Origin of the sequence: Allocatelliglobosispora scoriae (assembly GCF_014204945.1) — a bacterium.
In the GTDB taxonomy this organism is placed as follows: Bacteria; Actinomycetota; Actinomycetes; order Mycobacteriales; family Micromonosporaceae; genus Allocatelliglobosispora; species Allocatelliglobosispora scoriae.
In genome coordinates this window covers 1-24,446 of the sequence record NZ_JACHMN010000001.1, presented here as the reverse complement: position 1 = coordinate 24,446, position 24,446 = coordinate 1, and the positions used below count along the sequence as shown (strand labels likewise).

The 24,446-nt window shown below is 65.6% G+C and carries 15 protein-coding genes and 2 pseudogenes; 8 read left to right on the top strand and 9 right to left on the bottom strand.

Going from position 1 to position 24,446, the window contains the following annotated elements:
• Window positions 1-12: 12 nt before the first annotated feature.
• Window positions 13-6,978 carry an RHS repeat-associated core domain-containing protein gene (locus tag F4553_RS00080; RefSeq protein WP_184830586.1) on the top strand — a complete coding sequence of 2,322 codons (6,966 nt, stop codon included), beginning with the start codon at window positions 13-15 and terminating at the stop codon, window positions 6,976-6,978.
• Window positions 6,979-7,366: 388 nt separating this feature from the next.
• Here F4553_RS00080 and F4553_RS00075 read toward each other — a convergent pair whose 3' ends face one another.
• Window positions 7,367-11,239: an AfsR/SARP family transcriptional regulator gene (locus F4553_RS00075; protein WP_281394921.1), complete on the bottom strand. Its 3,873-nt coding sequence runs from the start codon at window positions 11,237-11,239 to the stop codon at window positions 7,367-7,369.
• 299 nt (window positions 11,240-11,538) lie between these two features.
• Between F4553_RS00075 and F4553_RS00070 the strand changes: the two genes are divergently transcribed.
• Window positions 11,539-11,928 (top strand): hypothetical protein, encoded by a 390-nt coding sequence (locus tag F4553_RS00070; protein ID WP_184830582.1) that lies wholly within the window; start codon window positions 11,539-11,541, stop codon window positions 11,926-11,928.
• A gap of 260 nt (window positions 11,929-12,188) precedes the next feature.
• On the opposite strand, the pseudogene F4553_RS43100 reads toward F4553_RS00070, so the two are convergent.
• Window positions 12,189-12,510, bottom strand: a pseudogene (locus tag F4553_RS43100) (transposase); the annotation flags it as partial.
• Window positions 12,511-12,978: 468 nt separating this feature from the next.
• Here F4553_RS43100 and F4553_RS00060 point away from each other — a divergent pair.
• Window positions 12,979-13,575, top strand: coding sequence for a hypothetical protein (locus F4553_RS00060; protein ID WP_184830580.1), 597 nt, complete (start codon window positions 12,979-12,981; stop codon window positions 13,573-13,575).
• A 256-nt stretch (window positions 13,576-13,831) separates the two neighbouring features.
• Here the strand turns inward: F4553_RS00060 and F4553_RS00055 are convergent, their stop codons facing one another.
• Together F4553_RS00055 and F4553_RS00050 are read right to left on the bottom strand one after the other, a co-directional pair.
• On the bottom strand, window positions 13,832-14,029 hold the full coding sequence (locus F4553_RS00055; RefSeq protein WP_184830578.1) for a hypothetical protein: 198 nt from the start codon (window positions 14,027-14,029) through the stop codon (window positions 13,832-13,834).
• A gap of 123 nt (window positions 14,030-14,152) precedes the next feature.
• The gene (locus F4553_RS00050) at window positions 14,153-14,305 is read right to left on the bottom strand and encodes a hypothetical protein (RefSeq protein WP_184830576.1); all 153 of its coding nucleotides are present in this window, start codon (window positions 14,303-14,305) and stop codon (window positions 14,153-14,155) included.
• Window positions 14,306-15,678: 1,373 nt separating this feature from the next.
• Between F4553_RS00050 and F4553_RS00045 the strand changes: the two genes are divergently transcribed.
• Window positions 15,679-17,037 carry a helix-turn-helix domain-containing protein gene (locus F4553_RS00045; RefSeq protein WP_184830574.1) on the top strand — a complete coding sequence of 453 codons (1,359 nt, stop codon included), beginning with the start codon at window positions 15,679-15,681 and terminating at the stop codon, window positions 17,035-17,037.
• Window positions 17,034-17,747: a 2'-5' RNA ligase family protein gene (locus F4553_RS00040; protein ID WP_184830572.1), complete on the top strand. Its 714-nt coding sequence runs from the start codon at window positions 17,034-17,036 to the stop codon at window positions 17,745-17,747. Before F4553_RS00045 ends, F4553_RS00040 begins: the two co-directional genes overlap by 4 nt.
• A gap of 42 nt (window positions 17,748-17,789) precedes the next feature.
• Here the strand turns inward: F4553_RS00040 and F4553_RS00035 are convergent.
• A protein-coding gene (locus F4553_RS00035) for an IS3 family transposase (RefSeq protein WP_184830570.1) occupies window positions 17,790-18,955 on the bottom strand; the annotation gives its coding sequence in 2 pieces (ribosomal slippage) (window positions 17,790-18,668 and window positions 18,671-18,955; 1,164 coding nt in all).
• Between F4553_RS00035 and F4553_RS42155 the strand changes: the two genes are divergently transcribed.
• The gene (locus F4553_RS42155) at window positions 18,848-20,386 is read left to right on the top strand and encodes a tetratricopeptide repeat protein (protein ID WP_221469628.1); all 1,539 of its coding nucleotides are present in this window, start codon (window positions 18,848-18,850) and stop codon (window positions 20,384-20,386) included. The two genes, F4553_RS00035 and F4553_RS42155, sit on opposite strands and share 108 nt — an antisense overlap.
• Before the next feature lie 184 nt (window positions 20,387-20,570).
• On the opposite strand, the gene F4553_RS00025 is transcribed toward F4553_RS42155, so the two are convergent.
• Window positions 20,571-21,014, bottom strand: a complete 444-nt coding sequence (locus F4553_RS00025) for an NUDIX hydrolase (RefSeq protein WP_184830566.1) — start codon at window positions 21,012-21,014, stop codon at window positions 20,571-20,573.
• Between the two features lie 195 nt (window positions 21,015-21,209).
• The gene (locus F4553_RS00020) at window positions 21,210-21,467 is read right to left on the bottom strand and encodes a Rossmann-fold NAD(P)-binding domain-containing protein (protein ID WP_184830564.1); all 258 of its coding nucleotides are present in this window, start codon (window positions 21,465-21,467) and stop codon (window positions 21,210-21,212) included.
• A 109-nt stretch (window positions 21,468-21,576) separates the two neighbouring features.
• On the opposite strand from F4553_RS00020, the gene F4553_RS43095 reads away from it, so the two are divergent.
• Together F4553_RS43095 and F4553_RS43090 are read left to right on the top strand one after the other, a co-directional pair.
• Window positions 21,577-21,882 carry a helix-turn-helix domain-containing protein gene (locus F4553_RS43095; protein WP_312875041.1) on the top strand — a complete coding sequence of 102 codons (306 nt, stop codon included), beginning with the start codon at window positions 21,577-21,579 and terminating at the stop codon, window positions 21,880-21,882.
• A gap of 30 nt (window positions 21,883-21,912) precedes the next feature.
• Window positions 21,913-22,320, top strand: a pseudogene (locus F4553_RS43090) (transposase family protein); the annotation flags it as partial.
• A 39-nt stretch (window positions 22,321-22,359) separates the two neighbouring features.
• Here the strand turns inward: F4553_RS43090 and F4553_RS00010 are convergent.
• Entirely contained in the window at window positions 22,360-22,872 is a 513-nt protein-coding gene (locus tag F4553_RS00010; protein WP_184830562.1) for a hypothetical protein, read from the bottom strand.
• A gap of 997 nt (window positions 22,873-23,869) precedes the next feature.
• Entirely contained in the window at window positions 23,870-24,301 is a 432-nt protein-coding gene (locus F4553_RS00005; protein WP_184830560.1) for a glycine-rich domain-containing protein, read from the bottom strand.
• Window positions 24,302-24,446 lie beyond the last annotated feature (145 nt).

Below are 24,446 nucleotides of genomic sequence, written 5' to 3'. Positions count from 1 at the left end.
GAGACGGAACGGGTGTGGGCGAACGCGGACGGCTCGCGATCGGTGGAGCAGGCCGCAGTCCCGGTACGGGCGCAGCGGCCCGACGGCTCGTGGGCTGACATCGACCTGACGCTGCACTCCACCGCTGACGGCTCCATCGCACCGCTGATGCGCTCTGGCGACCTGCGATTCTCTGGCGCGCAACCAGCTGGCGAGCACGTGCTGGCCGCGACCGGCAAGGGGACCGAGCGGCTGGCGATGCTCTACACGGGTGCGCTGCCGGCACCCTCGTTGGACGGCAGCCGGGCAACCTACGCCGACGTCCGCCCAGGCCTGGACCTGGTGCTCGAAGCAACCCGGGCCGGGTTCGAGCAGCTGTTCATCGCCCACGACCGAGCCGCGCTGGCGCACGTCGCGGTGGTGACTCTGCCGGTCGTCGGCACTGGGATCGCCTCCCACAAGCTGCGCGCCGACGGAGTGACCGAGTTCCGCAACGCTGCCGGGAAGGTGTTCGCAACCGTTCCGCCGGCGCGGATGTGGGACGCCGAGACCGACGTCCGGGGAATGCCCAGACACGAGAAGGACGTGGCGACGAACACGGTCAAACGACCGGTGGGAAAGCGGAGCGGTAGCAGCGGCGAGCGCATGGCCGGCAACGGCGGCGTGGCGCTGACCTTGCAGCCGGACGCGGCATGGCTGGCCGACTCCGCGCGGAAGTTCCCCATCACGATCGATCCGTCCCTGACGACCATGTCCCCGACGACCGACCTGTACTGGGTGGAGGGCTCGAGTACGGCCCACACCGGCGACAACAACCTGCAGATGGGGTACTTGAGCACAGACGCCAAGCGTCGGCGCACCGGATTCGCATGGCCGACGTCGTCGATCTCGCACGCATTCATCCAGTCGGCGACGCTGTCGGTCTACAACTACTGGTCGGGTGCGTGCGCGCGGGCCGCGTGGGAGGTGTGGCGGCTGACCGGCACGTTCGGCACGACATGGGCCACCATGCCGACGTGGTCGTCGCTGGAGACGTCGACGACCGTGACACGAGGCTACTCCGCCTCGTGCGGCGACGGCGCCGATGCGTATACGACCCTGAACGTCACGTCGCTGTTTCAGAAGGCCGCCAACGCGGGTGATGCGACCACGTACATAGGCTTGAAGGCCGCCAACGAGACCGTGGCGGACGCGTGGAAGCAGTTCCGTTCCAACGAGTGGACGTACTCGTCAGCGTGGCCCTACGTCAACATCACCTACTGGCCGCTGTCCACCGTCTCGGCCACGGGAACGAACCCCGCCACGACCTGCACGACGACCGGCACGCTGCCCCGGGTGAACACCCTCACCCCGACGCTCGCGGCAACCATCTCCAACCCGCTGGGCGGCAGCATGTACGGCCGGTTCGAAGTACAGACCGCCGACGGCGCCACGACGGTGATCCCGACCGTCTCGACGCCGCAGGTGACATCAGGCGCCACCGTCAACTACGCCGTCCCCGCCGGGAAGCTGGCCAACGGCACCTCCTACCGCTGGCACGCGGCCGCCGACGACAACCACACATGGTCCGGCAACGGTCAGACGCCGCAAGCATGGTCACCATGGTGCGCGTTCACGGTCGACACCACACCGCCGTCGAGCGTCTCGATCTCCAGCAGCAGCCATGCATCCACCTCCAGCTGGTACGCCGCCAGCACATTCGCCGGAACGGCGAGCGCCGCCGACGCCATCTCCGCCACAGCCGGCTACTCGGTCGCGTGGGACACGAGCCCGACGACCCTGCCTTCGGCGACAGTCACACAGACATCGCCGACACTGTCCAAGACGGGGCTCACGAACGGCGTCCACTACGTCCACGTCCGCGCCTGCGACACGGCCGGCAACTGGTCGACGACAGCAGCGCACTTCGCCGTCAACGTCGACACCGCCGCGCCAGGCGCACCCGGCTCACTGGCGTCGAGCACGCATCCGATCTCCACCCAGTGGTACAGCACCCGCACCGTGACATCGACGTGGACAGCCCCTGCCGACACCTCCGGAATCGGAGCGTACGCGGCGACCGTCGACCAGTCGGCGACCACGCTGCCCCCGTCGACCGGTTCCGGATCCACTGTGCTGCCTGCCACCATCCGTACCTTCACCACCACGACGTCTGCCGACGGCGTCTGGTACATCCATGTGCGGGCCAAAGACAACGCGGGTACCTGGGCAACATCTGCGGCCCACCTGAAGGTGCAGATCGACACCGCGTCGCTGCTCGGGCCGACGATCACCTCCAGCAGCCACCCTGACCAGACGGCCGCCTACCAGGCGACCGGCTTCTCCGCCGCCTGGACACCGCCGGGCGGCACGATCGCGGGGTATTCGCTCGTCGTAGATCAGATCCCGGGTACCGTCCCGGACACCACGGTCGACCAGACGGCGACCGCGTACTCCGCGGCCTATGCCGAAGGCACCTGGTACCTCCACGTGCGGGCCAAGACATCAGCCGGAACCTGGAGTTCCACCTCCACGTTCCGGTTCACCGTGGACACCACCACACCCGCCGCGCCCAGCGTCTCGTCCGACACCATCACCGCCAACGGCTGGTCCGGCGGGGAGGGCGAGACCGGCACCTTCACCGCAGGCCCAGGGCCCTCGACCGACGTCGTGAAGTACCTCTACGGCCTGGACGCCGAACCGTCCGGAACCCCGGTCGACGTATCGCAGGGCCAGCCAGGCACCATCACCATCGGGCAGCTGACCGCCGGTGAGCACACCCTCAAAGTCCTATCGGTCGACGCCGCCGGACACTGGTCGACCGCCACGTCGTACCGGTTCGCGATCGGCTCACCCGGATCCGTCACCTCACCGGCCACCGCTACGGACTCGGCCGGCCGCACCCTGGTCAAAGTCAGCGGCCACGAGGCCACCACCGGGTTGACCCTGCAATGGCGGCGAGCGGACGCGGACGCCTGGCAGACCGTTCCCACCGGGTACGTCCAGCACGACACCGGCGGCACGGCCATCGGCTCATGGCCGGTCACCACTACGGGAGGCGGCAGCTACCCGACGCTGGTGTGGAACATCGCCGCCACCGTCAACGCGGCAGAAACCGGCAGCGATCCGGTCGACGGTCCAGTCCAGATCCGCGGGCTTTTCACGACCGCGGCCGGCAACACCGGCGGCAGCCCTGGCGTGTCGTTCACGCTCGACCAGGCCATGGGCGGCGCGGCCGCCCAGACCGTCGGCCCTGTGGATGTGAACCTGCTGACAGGAAACGCGACCGTCGGCGCAGCGGACGTATCGGTCGTCGGATTGGGCGTAGCCCGATCGTTCAACACCCGCAAGCCCAACCTGTCGGACGGGACCGGGATGTTCGGTCCGGGATGGACCTCCGGATTCGGCGCCATGTCCGCGCCGTACACCGACCTGATACGCAACGGCTCCCTCGTGACGCTCACCCTGCCCGACGCAACCACCTTCGCCTTCACCGAGCAGGCCGACGGCACCGGCTTCACCCCGCAGCTCGGCTACGAAAGCGTGGCTCTGTCCTACAACAGCGCCGCGAACAGCTACACCCTCACCGACAAGTCCACGGCCGTCACCGTATTCCAGCGTCAGTCGACCGACCCTGCCGACACGTGGTACCCGTACGTGGTCACCCCCGCCGGGTCCAAGGACACCATCACCTACTCGTGGCAGAAGACCACCGTCGACGCCGCTGTAGTCGTACGCCCGACCCGCTTGCTGGGTCCGATCCCGGGCAACGCCACCTGCGACTCGACCCTGACCGCCGCATCCAACCGCGGCTGCCGGGCGATCTGGTTCACCTACGCCGCCACCACCACCGCAAGCGGAACCGGTGAGATGACCTGGGGCGACTACAACGGCAGAGTCAAGGCCGTCAGCTTCACCGGTTGGAACCCCGACACCTCGGCCATGACCACGATCGAGATCGCCCACTACCTCTACGACAACACCGGCCGCCTGCGCGCCGTCTTCGATCCGCGCGTGGACCACGACGGCGGACAGCACCTGGCCACCAAGTACGCCTACGACAGCGACGGGATCGTCAACCAGATCACCCCGCCCGCCCAGGAACCGTGGAACCTGGGCTACACCACACTGCCTGGCGACGCGGGCAAGGGACGCCTCGCGACCGTATCCCGCAGCGCCCTGTCCGCCGGCACCGCCACCTCCACCATCGTCTACCGCGTACCGACTACAGGCAGCGGCGCGCCATACGACCTGTCCTACGCCCAGACCGTCCGCTGGGCACAGGAGACCCCACCCGTGACCGCGACGGCAATCTACCCGCCTACGCAACTTCCCAACGGCTCCCAGGCCGGCGGAACCCTGCCCGCCTCCTACGAACGAGCCACCATCATCTATCTCGATGCCGACGGCCGGCAGGTCAACACCGCCGAACCCGGCGGAGGGATCTCCACCACGTGGTACAGCGAGCAATGGGGCGCCGTCTCCGCCGAACTGACGGCAGCCAACCGCCAGGCCGCGCTCGACTACTCCGAGACCGACGACGCGGATCACGAGTACTGGCAGGCGATCTTCCGCCAGACCATCTACGAGTACGCCGAACACGCCCCACTCGTGGTCTGGACCATCACACCTCGGCACTGGATCCTGCTCACCAACGGCACCCTGGTCTACGACAACGTCCGCACCTACCACTGGTACAACAACGAACAAGAGTCCAAAGCCACCACGGCCGTCATGCGCTGGGACTCCAGCGGCTACAACGAATACGACGCCCGTACCACGACGACCGACTACGACTGGTCGTTGAAGCAACCGATCACCGAAGTGGTCGACCCTGACGGCCTGGCACTCACCACCCGCTACGCCTACGACAGCACCGGACGGCGTATAGCCCAGACCAACCCCGCCGGAGCAGGCTCCGACGCCACGCCGTCCACCCGGTTCACCGTCTACTACTCCGCCATCGACAACGAGACCCATCCACAGTGCGGCGGACATGCCGAATGGGACGGCCTCGTCTGCCTCACCAAGGCCGGCGGGCAGCCGGCCTCGGGCGCCGAACTGCCGATCACCACGTCGACGTACAACCTCTACGGCGCCCCAACGACGATCGTGGAGTCGACATCGGCCGGCATCCTGCGGACGACCACGATCACCTACGACTCGGCGGGCCGAGCGATCGACTCGACCTCCCTCGCACCGGGTCTCGGCGAACCTCTGCAGCGGCGGCGCACGGTCTACGACGCGTCCTCCGGGCAGGCCGTCCGCAGCCAGACGGTCGACGCAGCCGGAACCGTGACAGCGCAGATCGTGCGACTGTTCGACACCCTGGGCCGGCAGACCTCCTACGTCGACGCCGACGGGAACACGTCGACCGTCACGTACGACCTCGCTTCGCGTGAGGCCGTGACCAACGACGGCCTGGCGACCCGCACCTACACCTACGACGGCGGAAGCGAGCGCCGCGGACTGCCGACACGGGTTGTCGACTCCCTCGCCGGGACGTTCACAGCGACCTACAACCTCGACGGCATCCCGGACACCCAGACCTGGCCGAACGGCACGTCCGTCCAGACGTCGTACAACGAGGTCGGGGACCCTGTCGAGATCACCTACGACCTGCCCGGCTGCGGCAGATCAAACTGCACGCTCTACGCCGAGTCGGCGCAGCCCGGTGTGCACGGCGAGTGGATCACCCGCAGTTCCAGCCTCTCCAACCAGGAGTACGCCTACGACAACGCGGGGCGCCTCACTCAGGTCAAAGACACCGTGAGCGGGCAGTGCACAGTCCGAGCGCATGTGTACGACAGGGCATCCAACCGCACGAGTGTGACCGCCTACAGCCCAGGCGCGGGCGGCGCCTGCCAGACCACGACCACAGCAGGCGCGAAGAACTGGAGCTATGACACAGCCGACCGCGTCATCAGCAGCAGCTACACGTACGACGACCTCGGCCGCACGTCGACAATGCCGGGTAGCGACACGGCAGTTCCAGGCGGTGGAACCACGACCATGACGTACTACGCCAACGACATGGTCCGGACCATCAACCAAGGCAGTCGCACCACCACCTACACCCTTGACGTCGTCGCGAACCGGGTCCGCTTCTGGACCGACAACGCGACCGGGACTTCCCTCACCAAAGTCAACCATTACGTGGAGGACGGAGACAGCCCCACATGGACCAACGAGGGCGGGGGCACGATTACTCGCATGATGGATGGCCTGGCCGGCGTCGTGGGTACGCAGAGCAGCTCAACCAGCCGTACCTGGATGCTCAGCAGCCTCCGCGGCGACCTCGTCGCCGGCATCGGTGAAGGCGATACCGGCCTGACCTACACCACGGAGTACGACGAGACCGGCAAGCCCCGCAACTCGGCTGACGCTGGATCGCGCCGATACGGCTGGCTTGGTTCGACCCAACGCGCCGCGGACACACCCGGCGGGCTCATGCTCATGGGTGCGCGCCTCTACGCTCCGGGCAGCGGCCGCTTCCTGTCCACCGATCCGATTTCCGGAGGTAGCGCCAATCCTTATGAGTATTGCTCAGGCGACGCTGTGGGCTGCACCGATACTGCCGGGACCATGTCATGCAAGGCATCCAAATCACTACGGAACCACACCGTCAAGGTACGCGGAGTGACCATACGAAAATGGCGCTCCTATACGTTTACCTTCCGCTGCGATTTCACACACAAAGAAATGACCTACCTTTTCAACTACTTCACGGGCATCTTCGTCACCGCACTTGCCGGAGCGCTGGGCGCGGTGATCGGTGGGGTAGCTTGCTCCGCGGGCACTCTCATCGCCTCGGTTATATGCGGCGCGATATTTGGATTCCTCTTCGCGTTGGTGGGCGGATTAGCGGCCAGCGGCATCAGTGCCTGGTATGACGCAAACTGCACAAGAGACCACGGCGCCAGGAGGGCAGTCAATGTCAAATATCATCTGAACACATGGCCGTGGGTCGGAACCACCCGTGGGCCGTGGATCGACCGGAAAGGCTCGACATGCCTCTAGCCTTTAGCCGAACGTAACGTGTAATACCTCTACGACGTTCCGAAGACCGTAGTCGAGCTTGTTGACCGGTTTCACCTCGGGCCTTCACTGCTTGAAGGCCCGAGGTGAGACCGGTCCGATCACCTCCAGCGGCCCTTGGCGGACCCGGTTCGATTCGAATTACACAACTCGCGACTTGCGCGGAGCTCCTGTCGGTGAGTTCGGGTCTCCCGTGACGGCATCCATGGTGGTACCCCACTCCCGGTAGCCGTCGAATCGCGGTCTCGTACCGGTCGCTCGGGACTCGACCCTCCGTGTCCAACAGCTTGCGCCTTGGGGCGGCATCCGCCGATAGCGAGACGCACCCAGGCCTAGACCAGTGTGATGTGGACCGAGCTATCCGTGAAACCTACGACCTTGAAGCGAGACAATCTAGGTAGGAGAAACTCTTCCAGTCCGTTTCCGTGCAAGGCTGCAGCGCGGGTGCCGGCTGGAATGGGAATGTCAAAGACTGCGGAACATCGCCTGTCTTTTCTGCGCCAATCTGCGGACCATCGATGTTTGGGACGCCCGCTCTTAGGTCTGCCAATTTAATTGCGATATTTCTATTCGATGTAATATAGACGTAGCCTAGTTCTGTATGAATTTGGTCGGCTGCGAGACTCTTTATGCACTTGCGTGAAACTACGCTTCGCCAACCCCGTCCCCGTAGCGGCGTCGGAAGCGGGTCCTCCGGTGGCAGTCGATCGGCGCGACCTCGGCGGTTGGACGCTGTGGACCAAGCCCTGGCGGCCAGCGGTGCGGTGCCCACCGGCGCCATTGAGGTCAACTCAATGATACCGACATCAGCAGTCGTATCTGGTCGGCCTCCGGTCGGCTGGTGTCGTCGAAGATCTCCAGGGCTTCCTGCCAATGCTTCTGGGCCGCGAGGCGGTCTCCTGCGTGATCGGCGGAGTCGCCTAGTAGGCGCAGTGCACGTGCTTCGCCGAGCCGATGCCCGGTCTGTCTGTGCCGCTCGATGGCCTGTCTGGCGATCGCGGGCCGCCTTGACATGGTCGCGGGCTGCGAAGTAGGCACGGCCGAGAATGGTGAAGGCGTTGCCCTCTTCTACGACATACCCGGCGGTTTGAGCCATGCCGAGCGCTTCGGAGGCGGCGGTGACGGCTTCTACTCGGTCACCTTCGGCCGCTCGTGCAGCCAGGGCCTCGGCGAGGCCGGTCAACGTGTGGGTCTGCAGCTGCCGACTTCCGCCGTCGCGGAGGATCGCGAGCGCTCGCCGGTGGTGGTCGACGGCCTCGTCGTGTTGTCCCAGGGTGGTGTATATGGTGCCGAGGAGGCTGAGGATTTGGCCCTCGGTAGCTCGTTCGTCGACGTCACGGGCGAGGGTGAGCGCTGTCTGCGCGGTGTAGAGCGCCAACGTGTGATTGCCGGCTTCATGGTCGATTGCGGCGAGGCTGTGCAGGGTGTTCGCTTCGGCGTATCGCTTGCCGACCTCTGGCTGTAGCGCGAGCGCTTCGGTGAGCATCTTTCGGGCGGATGCCAGCCGGCCAAGTCGATGGTCGAGCACGCCGAGGTTGTTGAGGGCGATCAGTTCGCCGATCCGGGATCCTGCTTCCCGGTGCAGAGCAAGTGCGTCGACGTAGGTGTCCCTGGCGTGCTGTAGTTCGCCCATGTCGTGGCGGACGGAAGCGAGGTTGGTCAGCGCGTTGGCCTGTCCTGCCCGGTAGTCGCATTCTCGGTGGAGATCGAGTGCCTGGACGTGGCATTCGGCGGCGGCGCGTAGGTCTCCGGTGTTCTTGTAGACGATTCCAAGGTTGCCGACGATCGCTGCGTGACCTTCGCGCCATCCGGCTCGGTCGGCGAGGTCGGCAGCCACCTTGTAGCGGTCGCGGGCGACTTCGTAGCGTTCCTGGGCCTGGTTGGCCAATGCGATGCTCATGTGGAGGGCGGCCTGGGCACGGACGTCGCCTGCCTGTGCTGCTGCTTGGAGGCTGGTGTCGGCAGCGGTGAGCCAGTCGCTGGTGTGGCTGCTCTGCCAGAAGTACCCCCGCAGGGTGTCAGTGAGCAGCCAGGATTCACTTCGAGGGTTGGGCAGAGCGGCGTAGGCGATAGCGGCCAGCAAACTGGATCGTTCGGTTTCCAGCCAGGTGAGGGCGCTTGTGTGGTTGTCGAAGACCAATGGCGAGATGCCGGGTTGTACCGCGGGCAGGCTCAGCCGAACCATGTGCGTATAGAGGAGACGGGCAGCGGCATCAGCGGTATGCAGATACCAGCTGAGGAGCCGGTCGACTGCCTCGGTTCGCCGAGTCTCGTCGTCCTCGTCGTGGAGGCGTTCCAGCGCGTAGGTCTGCAGCAGGTCGTGCAGCGCGTACCGCCCGGGCGCGCTCTGGCCGAGCAAGTGGATGTCGGCGAGTCTGTCGAGGAGGGAGGCCGCTTGATCGATGGTGGTGCCGAACAGCGCGGCGGCCACCGGGGCAGTTACTTCGCGACCTGGGATCAGGCTGATGAGTCGGAACAGGCGGCGTTCTTCCTTAGCGAGCCGCAGATACGAGGCGGTGAACGTTGCGCGTACGGTGGCCAGCTCATCATCCTCGATGGTGAGCGTGTCGAGTGTACCGACGGCGTCCATTTCAGATAGGTATCCGGCGATGTTCTGGTCGCTGCGCAGTTCGATCTGGGTAGCCGCGATGCGAAGGGCGAGCGGCAGGTAGCCGCACGCGCGTGCGAGGTGCTCGATCGATGCCGGGTCGGCATCGACGAGGTCGGGCCCGAGGATCTGGCGCAAAAGCGCCACCGCCTCATGCTTGGAGAGCAGGTCGATGGGCAGGCGGCGGGCACCGTTGGTGACGGTGAGCGAGCTCAACCGGTCGCGGCTCGTGACGATTACCACGCAGCCGCTGTCTCCGGGCAGGAGCGGTCTTACCTGTGCGGGACTCGCGGCGTTGTCGAGCACGATCAAAACCCGCCGGCCGACGAGTCTGCTGCGAAACAGCGCCGCAGCCTCGTCCACATTGTTCGGAATGTGCTCCCCTGAAACGCCCAGTGCGCGCAAGAATCCGCTGAGCGCTTCGATCGGGCGCAATGGGGATCCCCCGCCGAAGCCACGGAGGTCGACGAATAGCTGTCCGTCCGTGAATACGCGGGCGGCGATCCGGTGAGCCCACTTGACCGCCAATGCGGTCTTGCCGACACCGCCGGCACCGGCGATCGCGGAAATGATCAGTGTGGTGGGTGCTTCCGAGTCGCTGTTGGAGAGCAGCTCGTCGAGCTGTGCGATCTCTGCCTCGCGGCCGATGAAGTCGGGTATGCCAGCGGGCAGTTGCGCCGGCGATGTCCAGCGGCGTTCGGGTTGGACTACCGGTGGTGTGGTGTGCCGGACCTGCGCGTCGGGATGGTCGAGTGCGGCGTCGGCACGCAGGATGGCCGTGTGGAGCTGCCAGATCTCGGCACCCGGGTCCAAGCCGAGCTCTTCCTGGATCCGCGCGCGGACCTTGTTGAATACCTGCAGTGCCTCAGCACGGCGCCCATCACGATAGAGCGCGAGCATGAGGTGGCCGGCGAGACGCTCGTCGAGCGGCGAGCCGGCGTGTAGTTCGGCCAGCTCACCAATGAGTCGAACGTGACGGCCGTCCTCGAGATCGGCGCCTATCCGGAGGTCGAGTGCGGTGCGGCGAGCCTCTTCCAGCCGCGCGCCAAGGCGGTCTCGTATCGCGTCGGCGCCTATGTCGGCCAAGGCGGGGCCTCGCCAGAGCCCCAGTGCCGTACGCAGCAGCCGAGCACGTTCGGCTGGCACATCGCAACGCTGCGCTTGCTCACACAGCCGGGTGAACACATGCGCATCAATTCCAGCGCTATCGGCGTCGAGCCGGTAACCGCCCTGCTGACGGCTGAGGTGCACACCGCTCTCGGCTGATCCCGCATCGCGCAGCCGGGCGCGCACCCGGGATATGTACGTCTGTATGACATCACGTGCGGAATCTGGCGGGGCGCCGGCCCACACCAGGTCGGCGAGGCGTGCCGTCGAGACTGGACGGCCGACCTCCAGCAAGAGGATCGCCAGCACGCAGCGCTCCTGCCGTCTGCCCAGGGGTACCAGTCGACCGGCAGCCTTAACTTCGACGGGCCCGAGCAAACGGAACTCCACGATCCTGACTATAGCGATGCGTGGAGCGCGCCGCTGTCCCTGAAACGGTAGTGGCGACGGTAGGGCTGTTGGTAGGAAAGCGGCCGCATAGTCGATTTCACCGAGATCCTGCGGAGAAATAGCCGCAGGACACGGCATACGACGAGCAGAACGCGTGCTGGCGGACCACGAATTCGCCGCTCGCGGAACGAGGGGGCTCAACAGTGAACGATCCGTGACGCGACGCCGCAGAACGTCCGCGCAAGGCAACCGGATGCCAATTACCGGTCCAGCGTCGAGAGACCTGCCGCTGGGCATACCCCGCGCCGCGCATTCAGATCTTGCGGTCGGAAGGCGGCGACCACAGCAACAGTCGAACGGCTTTGATTGCGGATCCCTGAGGTCAGGGATCCGAACGATCGACGTCGGCTTGAATTATCGAATCGGAAAGAGGCGTGATGAATCGTCAGAAACTCGCCACTGCAGCGGTGACGCTGATTGCCCTCCTGGGAATCAATGTCGCGCTGGAGTCGCCCGCGGCTGCGGCATGCACTCCCAACGACATCGTTCTACAGACCTACAAGTCCGGGAACTGGATTGATGGCCGGGCGTCGATGCCGACCTGCGGCGACGCCAGTCGAAGCTCCACTCTCACCCTGCAGCGATCCCGCTGGTACGGGTGGGAGGACCTGGGGTACGGCACCGTTTACGGGGACGGTTACTGGTACTACGTCAGTTACAACTGCGCCGGCACCGGCACCCACGAGTTCCGCACGATCGCCACTGGCGGGACTGTCGGCGGCGTGGGCTATGTGCGGGAATCCAACCATATTACGGTGACCTGCTGACGTAGTCCGCAGGGACCCACAGCGGATCCCCCGGGTTCCTACGGCGACAATCATCTGCGTCGAGGACCTCGGGGGATTCCGTGTTGGCTGGTAGTTCAGTCTCTCACTATTCCACTGTCACTGCTCCTGCCGGTGCGTTTGCACCGGTGCACAGGCGGCGAATGCCGCCGGCGAGGAAGCGCAGCGTGATGGCGGAACCATCGGCAAGGCGGGCGGCGGCCAAGCTGGTGAGCGCAGTCGCCACGCTCGTCGCGACGCTATCCGAAACCTTCTGTCGGGAACGCGATCTGCACCGGCCCGATCTCGGTCAGCACCGTCTTGCCCCGCATGCCGTTGCGGGAGTTCCCGCCGTTGCTACCCGCCGGATCGCCCCGGTCATAGCCGAGGTGGTCGGTGATCTCCCCTTCGAGGGCGGCCTCCAGAACCCGCTTGGTCAGCTGCCCCAGCAGGCCGCCCTCGCCGGTGAGCTGCAGGCCCGCTGCGCGGGCCCTGCTCCACCAACTGGGTGATCAACTGCCCGTCGACACCATCTGCGACCGGGACCACCGGCTTGCTCTTCGCCACGTCGTCATCAACGACCATGGGCACTACATCGATCATCGGTACTCCCTGAGGAGAGACTTACACCGATATCACTACAGACCCAGCCCGCCCACCGGGGTGCCGGTCAGCGGCAGGATCGGGCTGATCGGTCAAGTGCTGAGGACGGGGACGGGGACGCTGTGCGCGAGCCGCTCCGCTCCCGCGGGTCATCTGCGCCGCAGCGGCTGCCGCCTCGCTTGTCCTGAGCGCTGCCTGCTGGACCGGGACGCTGCGGGCGACCTGCTCGACGTTCTCGCGGGTTAGATGCACGGTGCTCGGTTGATATTCATCGCCGCCACCTTGTCGACAGCGATGGCGATGCCTCAGTCCGGCTTCCTGTGATCAACAGGTGAGCGATCGGTAACGGCTTCGGCGACGGTGTGCACGGAACTTCCGTCCGGAGGCTTCACCACTCCTTGAAGGAGAAACCGAATGCGTATTGGCGCCATTAAAAGGCTACGTGGCGGGTTGGCCGCCGTCTTGATCACGACGATGGGGTTGGTCGGCGGGCTCGGCACGTCGGCGGCCGCGGACCCCGGCCCTGGCTCGGCGACGAAGGATCTCTCGGCTTACCAGGAAGCGGTGACCACCGGGCAGTCCGTCCGGTCGCTCAGCCCGGACGAGATCAGGGCCAAAGGCCTTGACAGGGCGTTCCCCAACGCCGTTCTCATCACCATCCCACCACGCATCGTCACCAACGGCGAGGCCACCGTACTCCCATCGAAGCAGTCGTCCGGCGCGGCGAATACTCTGGCCTGCTGGAACCATTCATGGTGGGTTGGCTGGTACGACGTGCTCCGTGGACAGAACGACGTGACCTGGTGCGCCAACGGGACGATCACCTACACCTACGCCAACTGCTGGGGTTACGACGGCGGCTACCCCTCCTACGAATACCTTGGGTGCACCAACTCCGGATCGTACGGCGTGGGATACATGACCTGGAACCTCTGGACCCAGATCAGGCTCTGCCCGCTGTGGATTCCGCTCTGGGGCGCGTGCGCCAGCGACGACAACTTCGAGCGCAGCTACCAGTACGGCTGGCTCGGGCAGATATGGGGATAGGCCTACGGTAAGCCGGAACTCCCGTCGGTGGCGGGCCCTGCCGGGCCCGCCACCGGCCCCCACATCGACTCATTTGAGCCCTAGAATGCGCGCATGGGGGAACTGATCTCGTTCGGCTTGCTGGGCCCCGTGGAACAGCGCCGACTACGCCAACGCGTGCGCCGGGTTCCTGAAGTTCACCAAGCACCGCAAGATGTCGGCGGTCGGTGCGCCCGGGAAGCGCACGCTCGGAGACGGGTGGGCGTGGGCGAAGCGTTTACCCACGGAAAGGCCGACGTCCCGCGCCGCTGTCGACTCCGACGCGGCCGACCTCGCCGACCCGGCCCGCCGTGCGGCCGAAGCCCAGCCGCAGGACGACCGCGCCACCGTGGCGGTTCTGCGCGCGGAGCAGGAGTACCGCCACCAGCTCGACCCCGTCCAGGCCGCAGCCGAGACCGGCGACCGCGACGAGCACCTGGCCTACGTCGCGCGCGCCCAGCGCGAGGCCGAATACCAGCGTCGACGCGTCGAGGCACAGCGTGAGGCCGAGCGGGGAGCCGGTCCCGAGGTAGGGCTGTGGGGCAGGCAGCCCGGCGGGCTAGTGGATGAAGCTGCCGATCGAGTCGACCAGCTTCGCCAGCGCGACCAGCAGCCCCGAGATCGCGCCGATGAGTCCGATCCAGACACCCGGGCGAAATCTGCGCTGCCGTGCCCGCCGTTTCGGCCGCTCCGGCCTTCCGTTAGAAGTCATGAAAAATGCTCCTCCCTGGTCATCCCGAATGGGATGGATGGAGGAGCCGTCCCTATTTATCGGCGCCGTCGCCTTTTTAGCAACGCCGCGACCAAGGTCGCAACCACGCCCTCAATGAGTGCCGCGTGAGTGAATCTAGCCGGGGAACAGGTATTTGTGCAGGTCCGGGCCGTTCAGGCGCCCGGTGGGATCGCCGTACTTCTCCACGGAGTCATGGGCTGGCTTCAGCGGTGAACTGCTGGTCCGGGGCGGTCGGCCAGAGTGGTCCCAGACCGGTACCAGAAGGCCGTAGGCGCGGAACATGCCCGCGAAGAGGTTGTCCTGCCGGTGCTGGGCGTTCTTGAGGATCTAATAGGTGTCGAATGTCGAGGGCGCTGGGGCTGCGCCGACTCCTGATCTCAATCCGGAGCTCGATTCCTAGGACTAACCGTGAGTTCAGCGGTCCGAGCTCGACCCCGTCCAGGCCGCAGCCGAACCCGGCGACCGCGACGAGCACCTGCCCTACGTCGCGCGCGCCTAACGCGAAGCCGGGCACCTGGGTCGACGCGCCGAAGCCCAGCGCGAAGCCGAAGCCAGCCCCGAGATCGGGCCGTAACCGCGATCGGGGCACAGATCGCCGTAGCGACGCTGTCGGTGAAGGCGCCACTCCATGTGTCAGTGGCGGCCATGGCGGCCAGACTTCGGCGCTCGGATGTAGACGCTCATGGGCAGCGCCGTGCAGCAGAACACGCTCGAACAGAACGCGGAGCTCAAGCAGATGGGTTCCTTGCGACAAGTACGACCAGGTCTTCGTCTCTGAGCTCAAACCGGAGCGTTGAGCAGCGCGGAACGCCACAGCGAGACAGTGCCCCGTGGCCGACGCCGTAGCTAGGAATGTGCTAGGCACCAATGCGCGATGCAGGTCAGACGGTTGTCAAGCTGTTGTAACGCCGCCAAGCTCCTGGAGTACACGCGGATGCCCGCCTACAGGTGGGGCGAAGCGGATCTTCAAGTTCTACCCATGGGAGTGAGCCTGCCCTGCTTGTAGGCGGTGAAGAGCTGCCTCGGGACACGGATTCCCTGCCAGACGGCGCGAAGAGCATCAGCTTGGGCCGCATAAGCGGCTGAATCCCTGGTGAAGGGCCTGAGGAGCGCTGCCAGGCGGTGGCGGGGTGGACAAAAGGGTAAATATGGGCGATTCGTCGACCTCCGCATGCGCTGAGGAGTCTTTCGCTCCCATCATCAAGATGCGCGCCGTCGATATGGACATGCACACCCGGATGTCGGCGGATTGTTGGAACATTGTCAGAACAGCTCCGGCGGGGTTGCGCCGCAGACCACCCATCGGATTGCCTACAGGCAAACTGTCTATGGCGAATGGAGGAGGTGTTCTCATGGCAGACGACCCGGTCTCGATCGTCGAGGCACGCAAGGCACTGGGTGCGAAACTGGCCGCGCTGCGGTCGGCCGTCGGCTACACGCAGGAGACTTTCGCGCCGTTGACCTTCTACGGGCGTTCGTCCATCGCCAACCTTGAGACCGGCCGCCAAAACGCCACCCGAGAATTCTGGACCCGCTGCGACGACATCCTCCAGACCAGTGGCGTGCTCACGCGCGAGCACGACCGCATCGTCAGCGCCCTCTACGACCACCAGCGGCAAACCGTCGTCCCTCACTCTGGTAACACAGCTGCCGAGACACCCGACCTAGCCACGACGCCCAGCTTTACCTTCAGCGGGAACCAGGTGATCGCTGCCGCAGACAGCCGAGGCGGGCTGGCCGAGGACGGCGGTGACGTGATCGAAGTTCTGGCTCGGCTGCACAGGCTGAACCGGTCCGTCGACCCCGCAATCGTCGACCTGCTCCACACGGAGACGCACCGCTGCCTGACCGGGTATGAGACGGCGAACCACGCCCAGCTCACGGCGAATCTCGTCAAGCAGCGCGCCTGGATCGAAACACTCTTCGACGAATGCCGCGACTCCCAGCAGCTCCAGATCCTCGCGTCGGCTGCCGCCATGACCTCAGGATTGCTCGGTTACATCGCCGTAGGCACAGCGCGGTTCACTCTGGCCCGCGCCTACCTGCTGGAAGCCTTCCGTCTCGCCGAGTTGGCACACGACGCGAACCTTCAGGCGTGGACGCGAGCGACCCAATCGTTTTGCGAGTATTACGCCGGTGACTACCGGGCTGCCTTGCAGTTCGCGCACGCCGGCAGGGCGATTGCCGGAACCGGACCGCAGAGTGTCCGTCTGACCGTCAACGGCCTCGCCCGAGCTGCCGGCAAACTGGGTGACGCCGACACCGTTCACCGCGCAGTCGACGAAGCACACGAGCTCGCGGCCAGTCACAGCGCTCAGGTCGGGGTGCCGTCCAGCATCTCCCTCACCCGCTACGGCCCAGCCCAGATCGCCGGCAACGCCGCTACCGCCTATGTCGCTCTCGGCATGCCCGACGAGGTACAGAAATACGCCGCCCTTGCCCTGCCCGACGCCGGCACGCCCGGGTCGACCTGGACCCGCTCACTCGTCACGATCGACATCGCGACATCACTCATCCGATCACGAGAAGGCGCCCTGGACCATGCCACCAGCCTCGTAGCCGAGGCACTGGCCATCTCCCGCAGCCGCCCGGTTGTATCCATCCAACGGCGAGCCGCCGAGTTCCTCGACGCCGCCACCACCCGCTGGGGTCACACCAACCACACGGCACCCATCCGCGACGCGCTCGCCACCATGGACAGCCGCCGATGACGCACCCCGGAACGTCCACCGCCCAGATGCCGGAGGCCAACGAGGAATTCGATCGCTTCAGCCGGGTCGAGCACCTCGCCAACCACTGGGCACGCCCTATCGGACCGAGCTCCTACTACTGGTACACCACCTTCGAACACGACCCCGGAGTCCAAGCCCTAGCCCAGCGCTGCCAAGACGTCCTCGACCTGCCCTACTACGACATGACCCCGCCGCAGGGCCTGCACATGACCCTCGAACGCATCGCGTTCTCCAGCCGCATCACCCCTGAGCAGCTCGAAGCGGTAGCAGCGGCCGTCGAAGCCGTCTGCCAGAACATTGCGCCGATCAGCAGCGCCGTCGGGCATCTGGCCGGAACCCCGAGCGCACTCGGCTTCACCGCCTACCCCAGAGCTCTACTCAAAGACCTGCGCAACCGGCTTCGCGTTACGACTCTGGCCGTCCACCCAGCCGCCGACCTGCGACCTCCCGGGTTCCACCCACACATCGCGATCGCCTACTGCAACACCGACGGCATACCCGCCGCAGAAACCATCGCCGCCGTCGCACCACTCACGCATAACGCCACGACAACAGCGACCATCCAGGCGATCTCGCTCGTACACCTGACCCGCCGACCGCGAGCCTACGAATGGACAACAGTCAGGCGCATACGCCTCGAGGGCACAGTCCCGCCTGTGGACAGCGCCCTCGCCACCGAGCCACGGTGAGAGTACGAACGGGTCTGCTGCACCGATAGGTGACAGGTGTAGTCACGCGGCCTGACTGGCCTGTGGGGTCATGATGGTCTCGAACTCGATAGGGGTCAACTTGCCTAGCGGGCGCTGGCGTCGACGGCGGTGGTAGGTGCGCTCGATCCAGGTCACGATCGCGGTGCGCAGCTGTTCACGGGTGGCCCAGGTGCGGCGGTCCAGGACGTTGTTCTGCAGCAGGCCGAAGAACGACTCCATGGCCGCGTTGTCGCCGGCGGCTCCGACCCGGCCCATCGAGCCGAGCATCCGGTGCCGGTGCAGCGCGCCGACGAACTTCCTTGATCGGAATTGGCTGCCGCGGTCGGTGTGCAGAACGCATCCGGCCACGCCGTTGCGGCGGGCGACGGCGTTGTTCAGCGCGTTCACGGCCAGCCGGGACTTCATGCGCGAGTCGATCGAGTAGCCGACGATCCGGTTGGACCAGACGTCCTTGACCGCGCACAGGTACAGCTTGCCCTCGCCGGTGCGATGTTCGGTGATGTCGGCAAGCCACAGCCGGTTCGGCCCGGCGGCGGTGAAGTCCCGGCGCACGAGGTCGTCGTGGACCGGCGGACCGACCTTGCGGCCCTTGCCACGCCGTTTGCGGGCGAAGGCGCTGAACCAGCCACCGCTGGAGCAGATCTTCCACGCGGTCCTGTCGGCCATCGGCTGCCCGGCCGCGGCGGCCTCGTCGGCCAGGAACCGGTACCCGAACTCCGGATCGTCGCGGTGAGCGTCGAACAGCGCGTCGGCTCGCCACGCCTGCGTGTACTCAGCCAGGGTGACCGGTTCGGCAAGCCACCGGTAGTAGTGCTGGCGGGAGATCTTCAGTACCCGGCACGTCACCGCGACGGGGATGCCGTCGGCGGCCAGATCCTTCACGAGCGGGTAGATCCTTTTCCCGGCAGGTGCGCCTGCGACAGGTAGGCCGCAGCCCGGCGCAGGACCTCGTTCTCCTGTTCGAGGAGCCTGATCCGCTTGCGCGCCTCGCGGAGCTCTGCAGACTCGGTGCTGCTCACGCCGGGTCTGGTCCCGGCGTCGACGTCGGCGGCGCGCAGCCACTTGAACAACGTCATCGGATGCACGCCGAAGTCATTGGCGATCTGCTCAACCGTCACGCCGGCATCACGGTTTTGCGCGACCCGCACGACATCGTCACGGAACTCACGGGGGTAGGGCTTGGGCACAGCGACATCCTTCCAGCCTGCCCACAGGGCAAGCCATCTCGAATGTCACCTATCGGTGCAGCAGACCCGGAGTATCTGGACTCTGGGCCGCGAGCGGTTTTCCACGGCTCGTATCAGCGACTGTCGGCCAGGGACGCGAGGATCCTCCGTTACCTGTCGCTGCATCCCGGGCGCACGCATACCGTCGCGACGACTGCGATGCTGGCGGGAACCGATCCATCAGAAGCCCGGTCTGCACTGCGACGTTTGAAGGCGGCTCACCTCATCGACGTTGGGCCCATCCACGGAACCTGGAGCCTGCATGATCTCCTGCGGCTATATGCCCGCGAGGTCGCGGCGAACGACGACAGCGACTCCGACCGCAAAGCCGCACTGCACCGCTTGTTTGCGCACTACTTCACCCACCTGGAGGAAGTGAACTTCTGGATCAACGGCAGGCAGAACCCCGACCAGCCGTCACGATCGCTGAACTCAACCGCCGAAGCGCTCGCCTGGGCGCAAACCGAAGCGGCCAACGCCGTCGCCTGTGCCAGCGCCGCAGTCGACATGGATGTCCTGCCCCAGGCGTGGGACATCGCGATAGAGCTGAATCCATATCTGGACACCAGCGGCGATCACGCCACGGCCCTGGCAATGTCACGACTGGCGGTAGACATCGCCACCGCCCAGGGCGACCCGGAGAAGCGCGCCAGCGCGCTGAACAACGTCGGCCACGGGCTGAACAAGGCCGGCCTCCACGCCGACGCCAAAGCCGTCTTCCTGGACGCGCGATCCGTGTTTCACCGCATCGGGGACAAGGCAGGAGAGGCACGAGTGCTCACCGGGCTGTCCGAAGCGATGCGAGGCGAAGGGGACGCCGATGCGACGATCCCCTTCCTGCGGCGGGCTGTCCGGCTGTACCGCGAGATCGGAGCAGCCGACGACATCGGCTACGCGTTGACCAACCTCGGTACATCCCTGCGCGACACCCGCTCCTACACCGAAGCCAGCCGGATCTTCGATCTCGCGCTCAAAGCCCATCGCGCAGCCGGAGCACGCAGGCCCGAAGCCCAGACCCTCGCCCTGATGGCGACCGTCATCGCCGACGACGGCGACACCGACCGAGCCTTGACCTGCCTCAACGCCGCACTGAACATCGCGCGAGAGCTGCACGACACCCAACTGCAGGGCATGACGATCATGAACCTCGGCACCATTCATCTCCGGCAAGGAGGGCACCGGGAGGCGGAACGCTTGTTCCTGGACGCTATCGCCCTGTTCCGCGACATCGGCGACGATCGGCATGCCGCGGATACGTACATCAACCTGGTTGTGCTCAATCGGCACCTCGGCCGGAATACACAGGCCACCTTGTACGCAGCAGAACTCGACAAGCTGGGCACCGCAGCCACAGAAGCCCGGCAACGCTGGTCCCGACAACGCGCAACCTGACGGCGTCCACTGTCCCATGGGTCCGAGGCGTCGGCGTGACCTAGCGCCCGCGCACGAGCTCCAGACGGTTCCCCACGTCGGCGCGTTGTGTTCGGTCAGGCTGAGCGGTGGCTCTTGGCGACCGCGATCACCGATGCCGAGCAGTCGATGTAAGGCGAGTTATAAGCTGGCTGATCCCATTGTCTCAGCGCCAGTCGATCAGTCCGAACGGCTGCCCGGAGCGGAACAGTTCAACACCGGCCACGGTGTAGGGCACAGTGTTGCGCGGGAGCATGTCGAGGGGGAACCATCCGACCATCGCGCACTTGTGCGGTTCGGCGTTGAATGGTTCTCCCTGCCGTTCGGGCATGGAGACGGCGGTGAACATGACTCCGATCCGGCGTGCGCCTTCGGGGTTGCGGCAGTGGACTGTCGCCGCGTGGTGAACCTCGGCCGGGTCGAGCCGGATCCCGATCTCTTCCTGCGTTTCGCGGATGAGGGCGTCGATGAGGGTCTCGTCGGCTTCGAGTTTGCCGCTGGGGAGGTTGTACTGGCCGTCGGCGTAGCCGGTGCCGTCGCGTAGCGCCAGCAGGACTTGATCGCCCCTGGTGAGTAGCAGGAGTACATCGACGACACTCGTGTACAGCACCCGCAGACCTTAACGCCCGCTCCCGGCCGGCAGCGGATTGACGCGCGCTGAGCTAGAGCCGGTGGCGGGCTAGCAGCTGCTGTTCGTGGGCGAGTGTCAGGCCCAGCTCGGCGGAGCGTTCATGCCCTGCCGTCGGCGGGGCGTCGCGCATCCACTGCCAGGTGTCGCGCACCGTGTGCTGGACAGGCCGGCAGGTCAACCCGCTGCCGAGCGCGCGTGCGGAGTCGAGCTGCCACACTCCTCATGGGTCCGCCACAGCGGAAGCTCCGACCACTGCCGCACACCGGCCGCCACCAGCTCCGCGTCATCGACCCAAACCAGCCTGGCGCCGGACCCAGTGACGCCGCGACATGCCTCCAGCAGCTGAGCGAACGTGACGATCCCCGACGGCGCCGCGACGTTGAACGCGCCGCTGACCTCGGCGTGGATCGTGCGCAGGGCGAAATCGGCCACGTCGTGGACGTTGACCGGCTGGATGAAACGGCCGGGGTCACCGGGGGCGACGATTCACATCCTTACTCGGGTCGAACAGCGCATTCGAGGAGCCTATCGGCAGCCGACAGTGAGGTCGCCCCTGTCGACGGCCCACCTCAGCCTGCTCCTACGCCAACGGCGTACCGAGATCGGCACGCGATGGCGGCGGCTGACACCGGCCCAGCACGCCCTGCTCGTCCTGACCCACCTGCGCTGCGGCGACACCCTGACCCAACTCGCGATCTCGTTCGACATCGGCACGACCACCGCCTACCGACACGTCACCGAGGCCATCAACGTCCTGAAGGCCCACGCACCACAACTGGCCGAGGCACTGACCAAGCCGTGGCGGCACCCGACCACGATCATCGACGGCACCCTGATCCCGACCTAGCGGGTCAACGCCCGCCACGACGCCCGAGCCTGGTACTCAGGGAAGCACAAGCGGTACGGCGTCAACATCCAAGCCCTGGCCAGCGGAGACGGCAGCCCGCTGTGGACCTCGGACGGGCTGCCCGGATCGACCCACGACCTCACCGCCGCCCGCCACCACCAGATCATCACCACCGCCGCAGACCTCGACGTGGAACTCCTCGGCGACAAGGCCTACCAAGGAGCCGGCGGTACCATGACCACACCCGTCAAGGGCCGGAACCTGCCCGACGGGCTACGCCGCCACAGCCAGCGCCACGCCCGCCGCCGAGCCCGCGGCGAACGCGGGTTCGCGGTTCTGAAGACCTGGCGCATCCTGCACAAAGTCCGCTCCAGCGTCACCGGCGTCGGCGACCTCGTCCGCGCGATTTTGGTCCTCGAACACGGACCCGCCCAGTAGAGACGTCCATCGACCGACGTCAGGATGGAATGGGCTCACTTATAGTGCGATGGCTTCGGCCTGACTGGACCACGCTATCTGAAGCGAAGAATCCCACGACGGCAAATTTTGGCGGATCGCATTATCGTCATCCTCGCCATAATCCGGCAACTGCTCAAGCAGCTCAGCCACATCGCCGACGTAGAATTCGAATCTACTTGCCATGATTCGAATGCGTGCAGATGGCAGAAAGCCGATCCTAAGGACTACCGACTCACCTGAACGCGAGCAGTCGGATCCGACTACATTCCAGGCTGTTCTTGCTGTGCTCCGGATCTCGCCTGACCATTCAATCTCACGAAGGCCTCGTGCCAGCAGCACGCCCGTATTGCCATCGTCGATTTGCATCGCTGTTCGAAGATCGAATAGCAGGCTCGCCGTGCTAGTCAATGCCTCAAACCGCACGTCAAGCAGCTGCGCCTCCAGGAGCGCATCGGGCTGTCGCAACGGATCATCTGTCCGCATATCAACAAACCCATGGTCAGCCTGTACCGATAGCTCACTGATCAACATGAGGGCAACCCAACGTGCGCGAAGGGGTCCGCCTTGCCGACATTTGTGCGGCCGGTTAGCGGGTTAATAGTCTGACCTTGTGCGTTCATGTAGACCACGTATCCATTCGGGTATGTGAACTTACCCGTCGTAATTGGATCCATCACTCGTACCTGCGTCACCCGAGGATCGAGTCCGGCAGTACCAGCGGGTATCATAGACCATTCCCTTGCCAGTAGGCGAAAGCGTGCCTATCGCTCCAGCCGGGACTGCGGGAATAATTTCGCCGCTCGGCCCAATGACGGCAATCGGAGGAGTATTTCCACCGCCCGTGTCGTGAACCAAGATGGGCGTGTTACCGGCGAGCACATAGTAGGTATGAATGTCCTGAATCGTCAGGTTGTACACGACCCGGCTGCCGCGCCATGTCACGACCGAGGTCACGGTAAGGCCGAGTTCCGGCTCAACCTCCTGCAGCTGAGTACCCGGGACCAGTCTGCAGCCAAAACCCATTTCCGCTGATCAATGCTCCAGAAGGGGTGCTCCTGCGTCGTGTGGATGACCTTCGGGTTCAGGCCGTGCGCGTCGGTCACCGTCACGTCGGCGAGGGCGGCATCGTCATTGATATGCAGTTTTGGCCGCACGCCAGTCAAGCCCACATCTGATCATTAACCGGATGGGCGAGAACAAGATCAGCCCGGCCAGAACCCTTCTCGGTCCGCAGAATCTTGCGAGAAGGGGTACGCCGCCGGTAGCAGGGAGCTGCCGACGGCGCACCCCTCATCTGCGGCCGAGTGAATGGGGTTGTTGGTTCGGTCGCGGTGAGTGTGTTGAGTGCCAGGAGCCGAGGTCACCCCAACTCGTAGCCTGTCAGCGGTGACGTATGGCGGGAAGATGCCGACTGCCTGTCGACGTCGGCTGATTCAGCAGACATCCGAAAACGCTTGTCGCTGGGGTATGCCGATGGTGAAGCCGAGTACCTTGATGACGCTGGCTCTCAGCGTGCGGGTGGGTGTGGTCAGCGGGCGTGCGAGCCGCAGGGGGCGTCGTTGCCGCAGTCGGCGGCGTTCAGGGCCCACAGCGGCTCGTCGATGGTGTAGCCGGCGGCGGTGATGAGGTTCTTGGTGCGGTCGAGAACGCTCGGGTCGTTCTGTCCGCCGTCGTAGGGGTAGTGGTGGATGAACCGGCCTGCGACTGCGTCGCAGAACGCTGCATACATCTCGGTATGCAGGATGAGGTTGTGCCAGCCGAGGTCGACCATCACCGAGGGGGTGAGGCTGGTACCGGGGTTGCTCGCGCATGCGGCCAGGAACTCCAGGGACTGCCGCTGGATGCGCGCGCAGAGGTCGAGGTCGAGATCGGGGTGGTCTTTGTGGAGGCGGCCGGTGAGGATGTCGAGCGCGCCGTCGGGCAGCAGGGCTGCGGGATGGATGGTGGTCGGTGCTGTCATGTCGTTTCCCTTCGTGAACCCCCATTCACCGGCTTACCGTAACCACGCGCATAGATCGTCTTCTACGTTGTTGGGGTTCGCCGACATTCTGCCGACATCGGCATTGTTATAGGTCGCCGGCGGACCAGGTGTGCAGGTCGTCGTC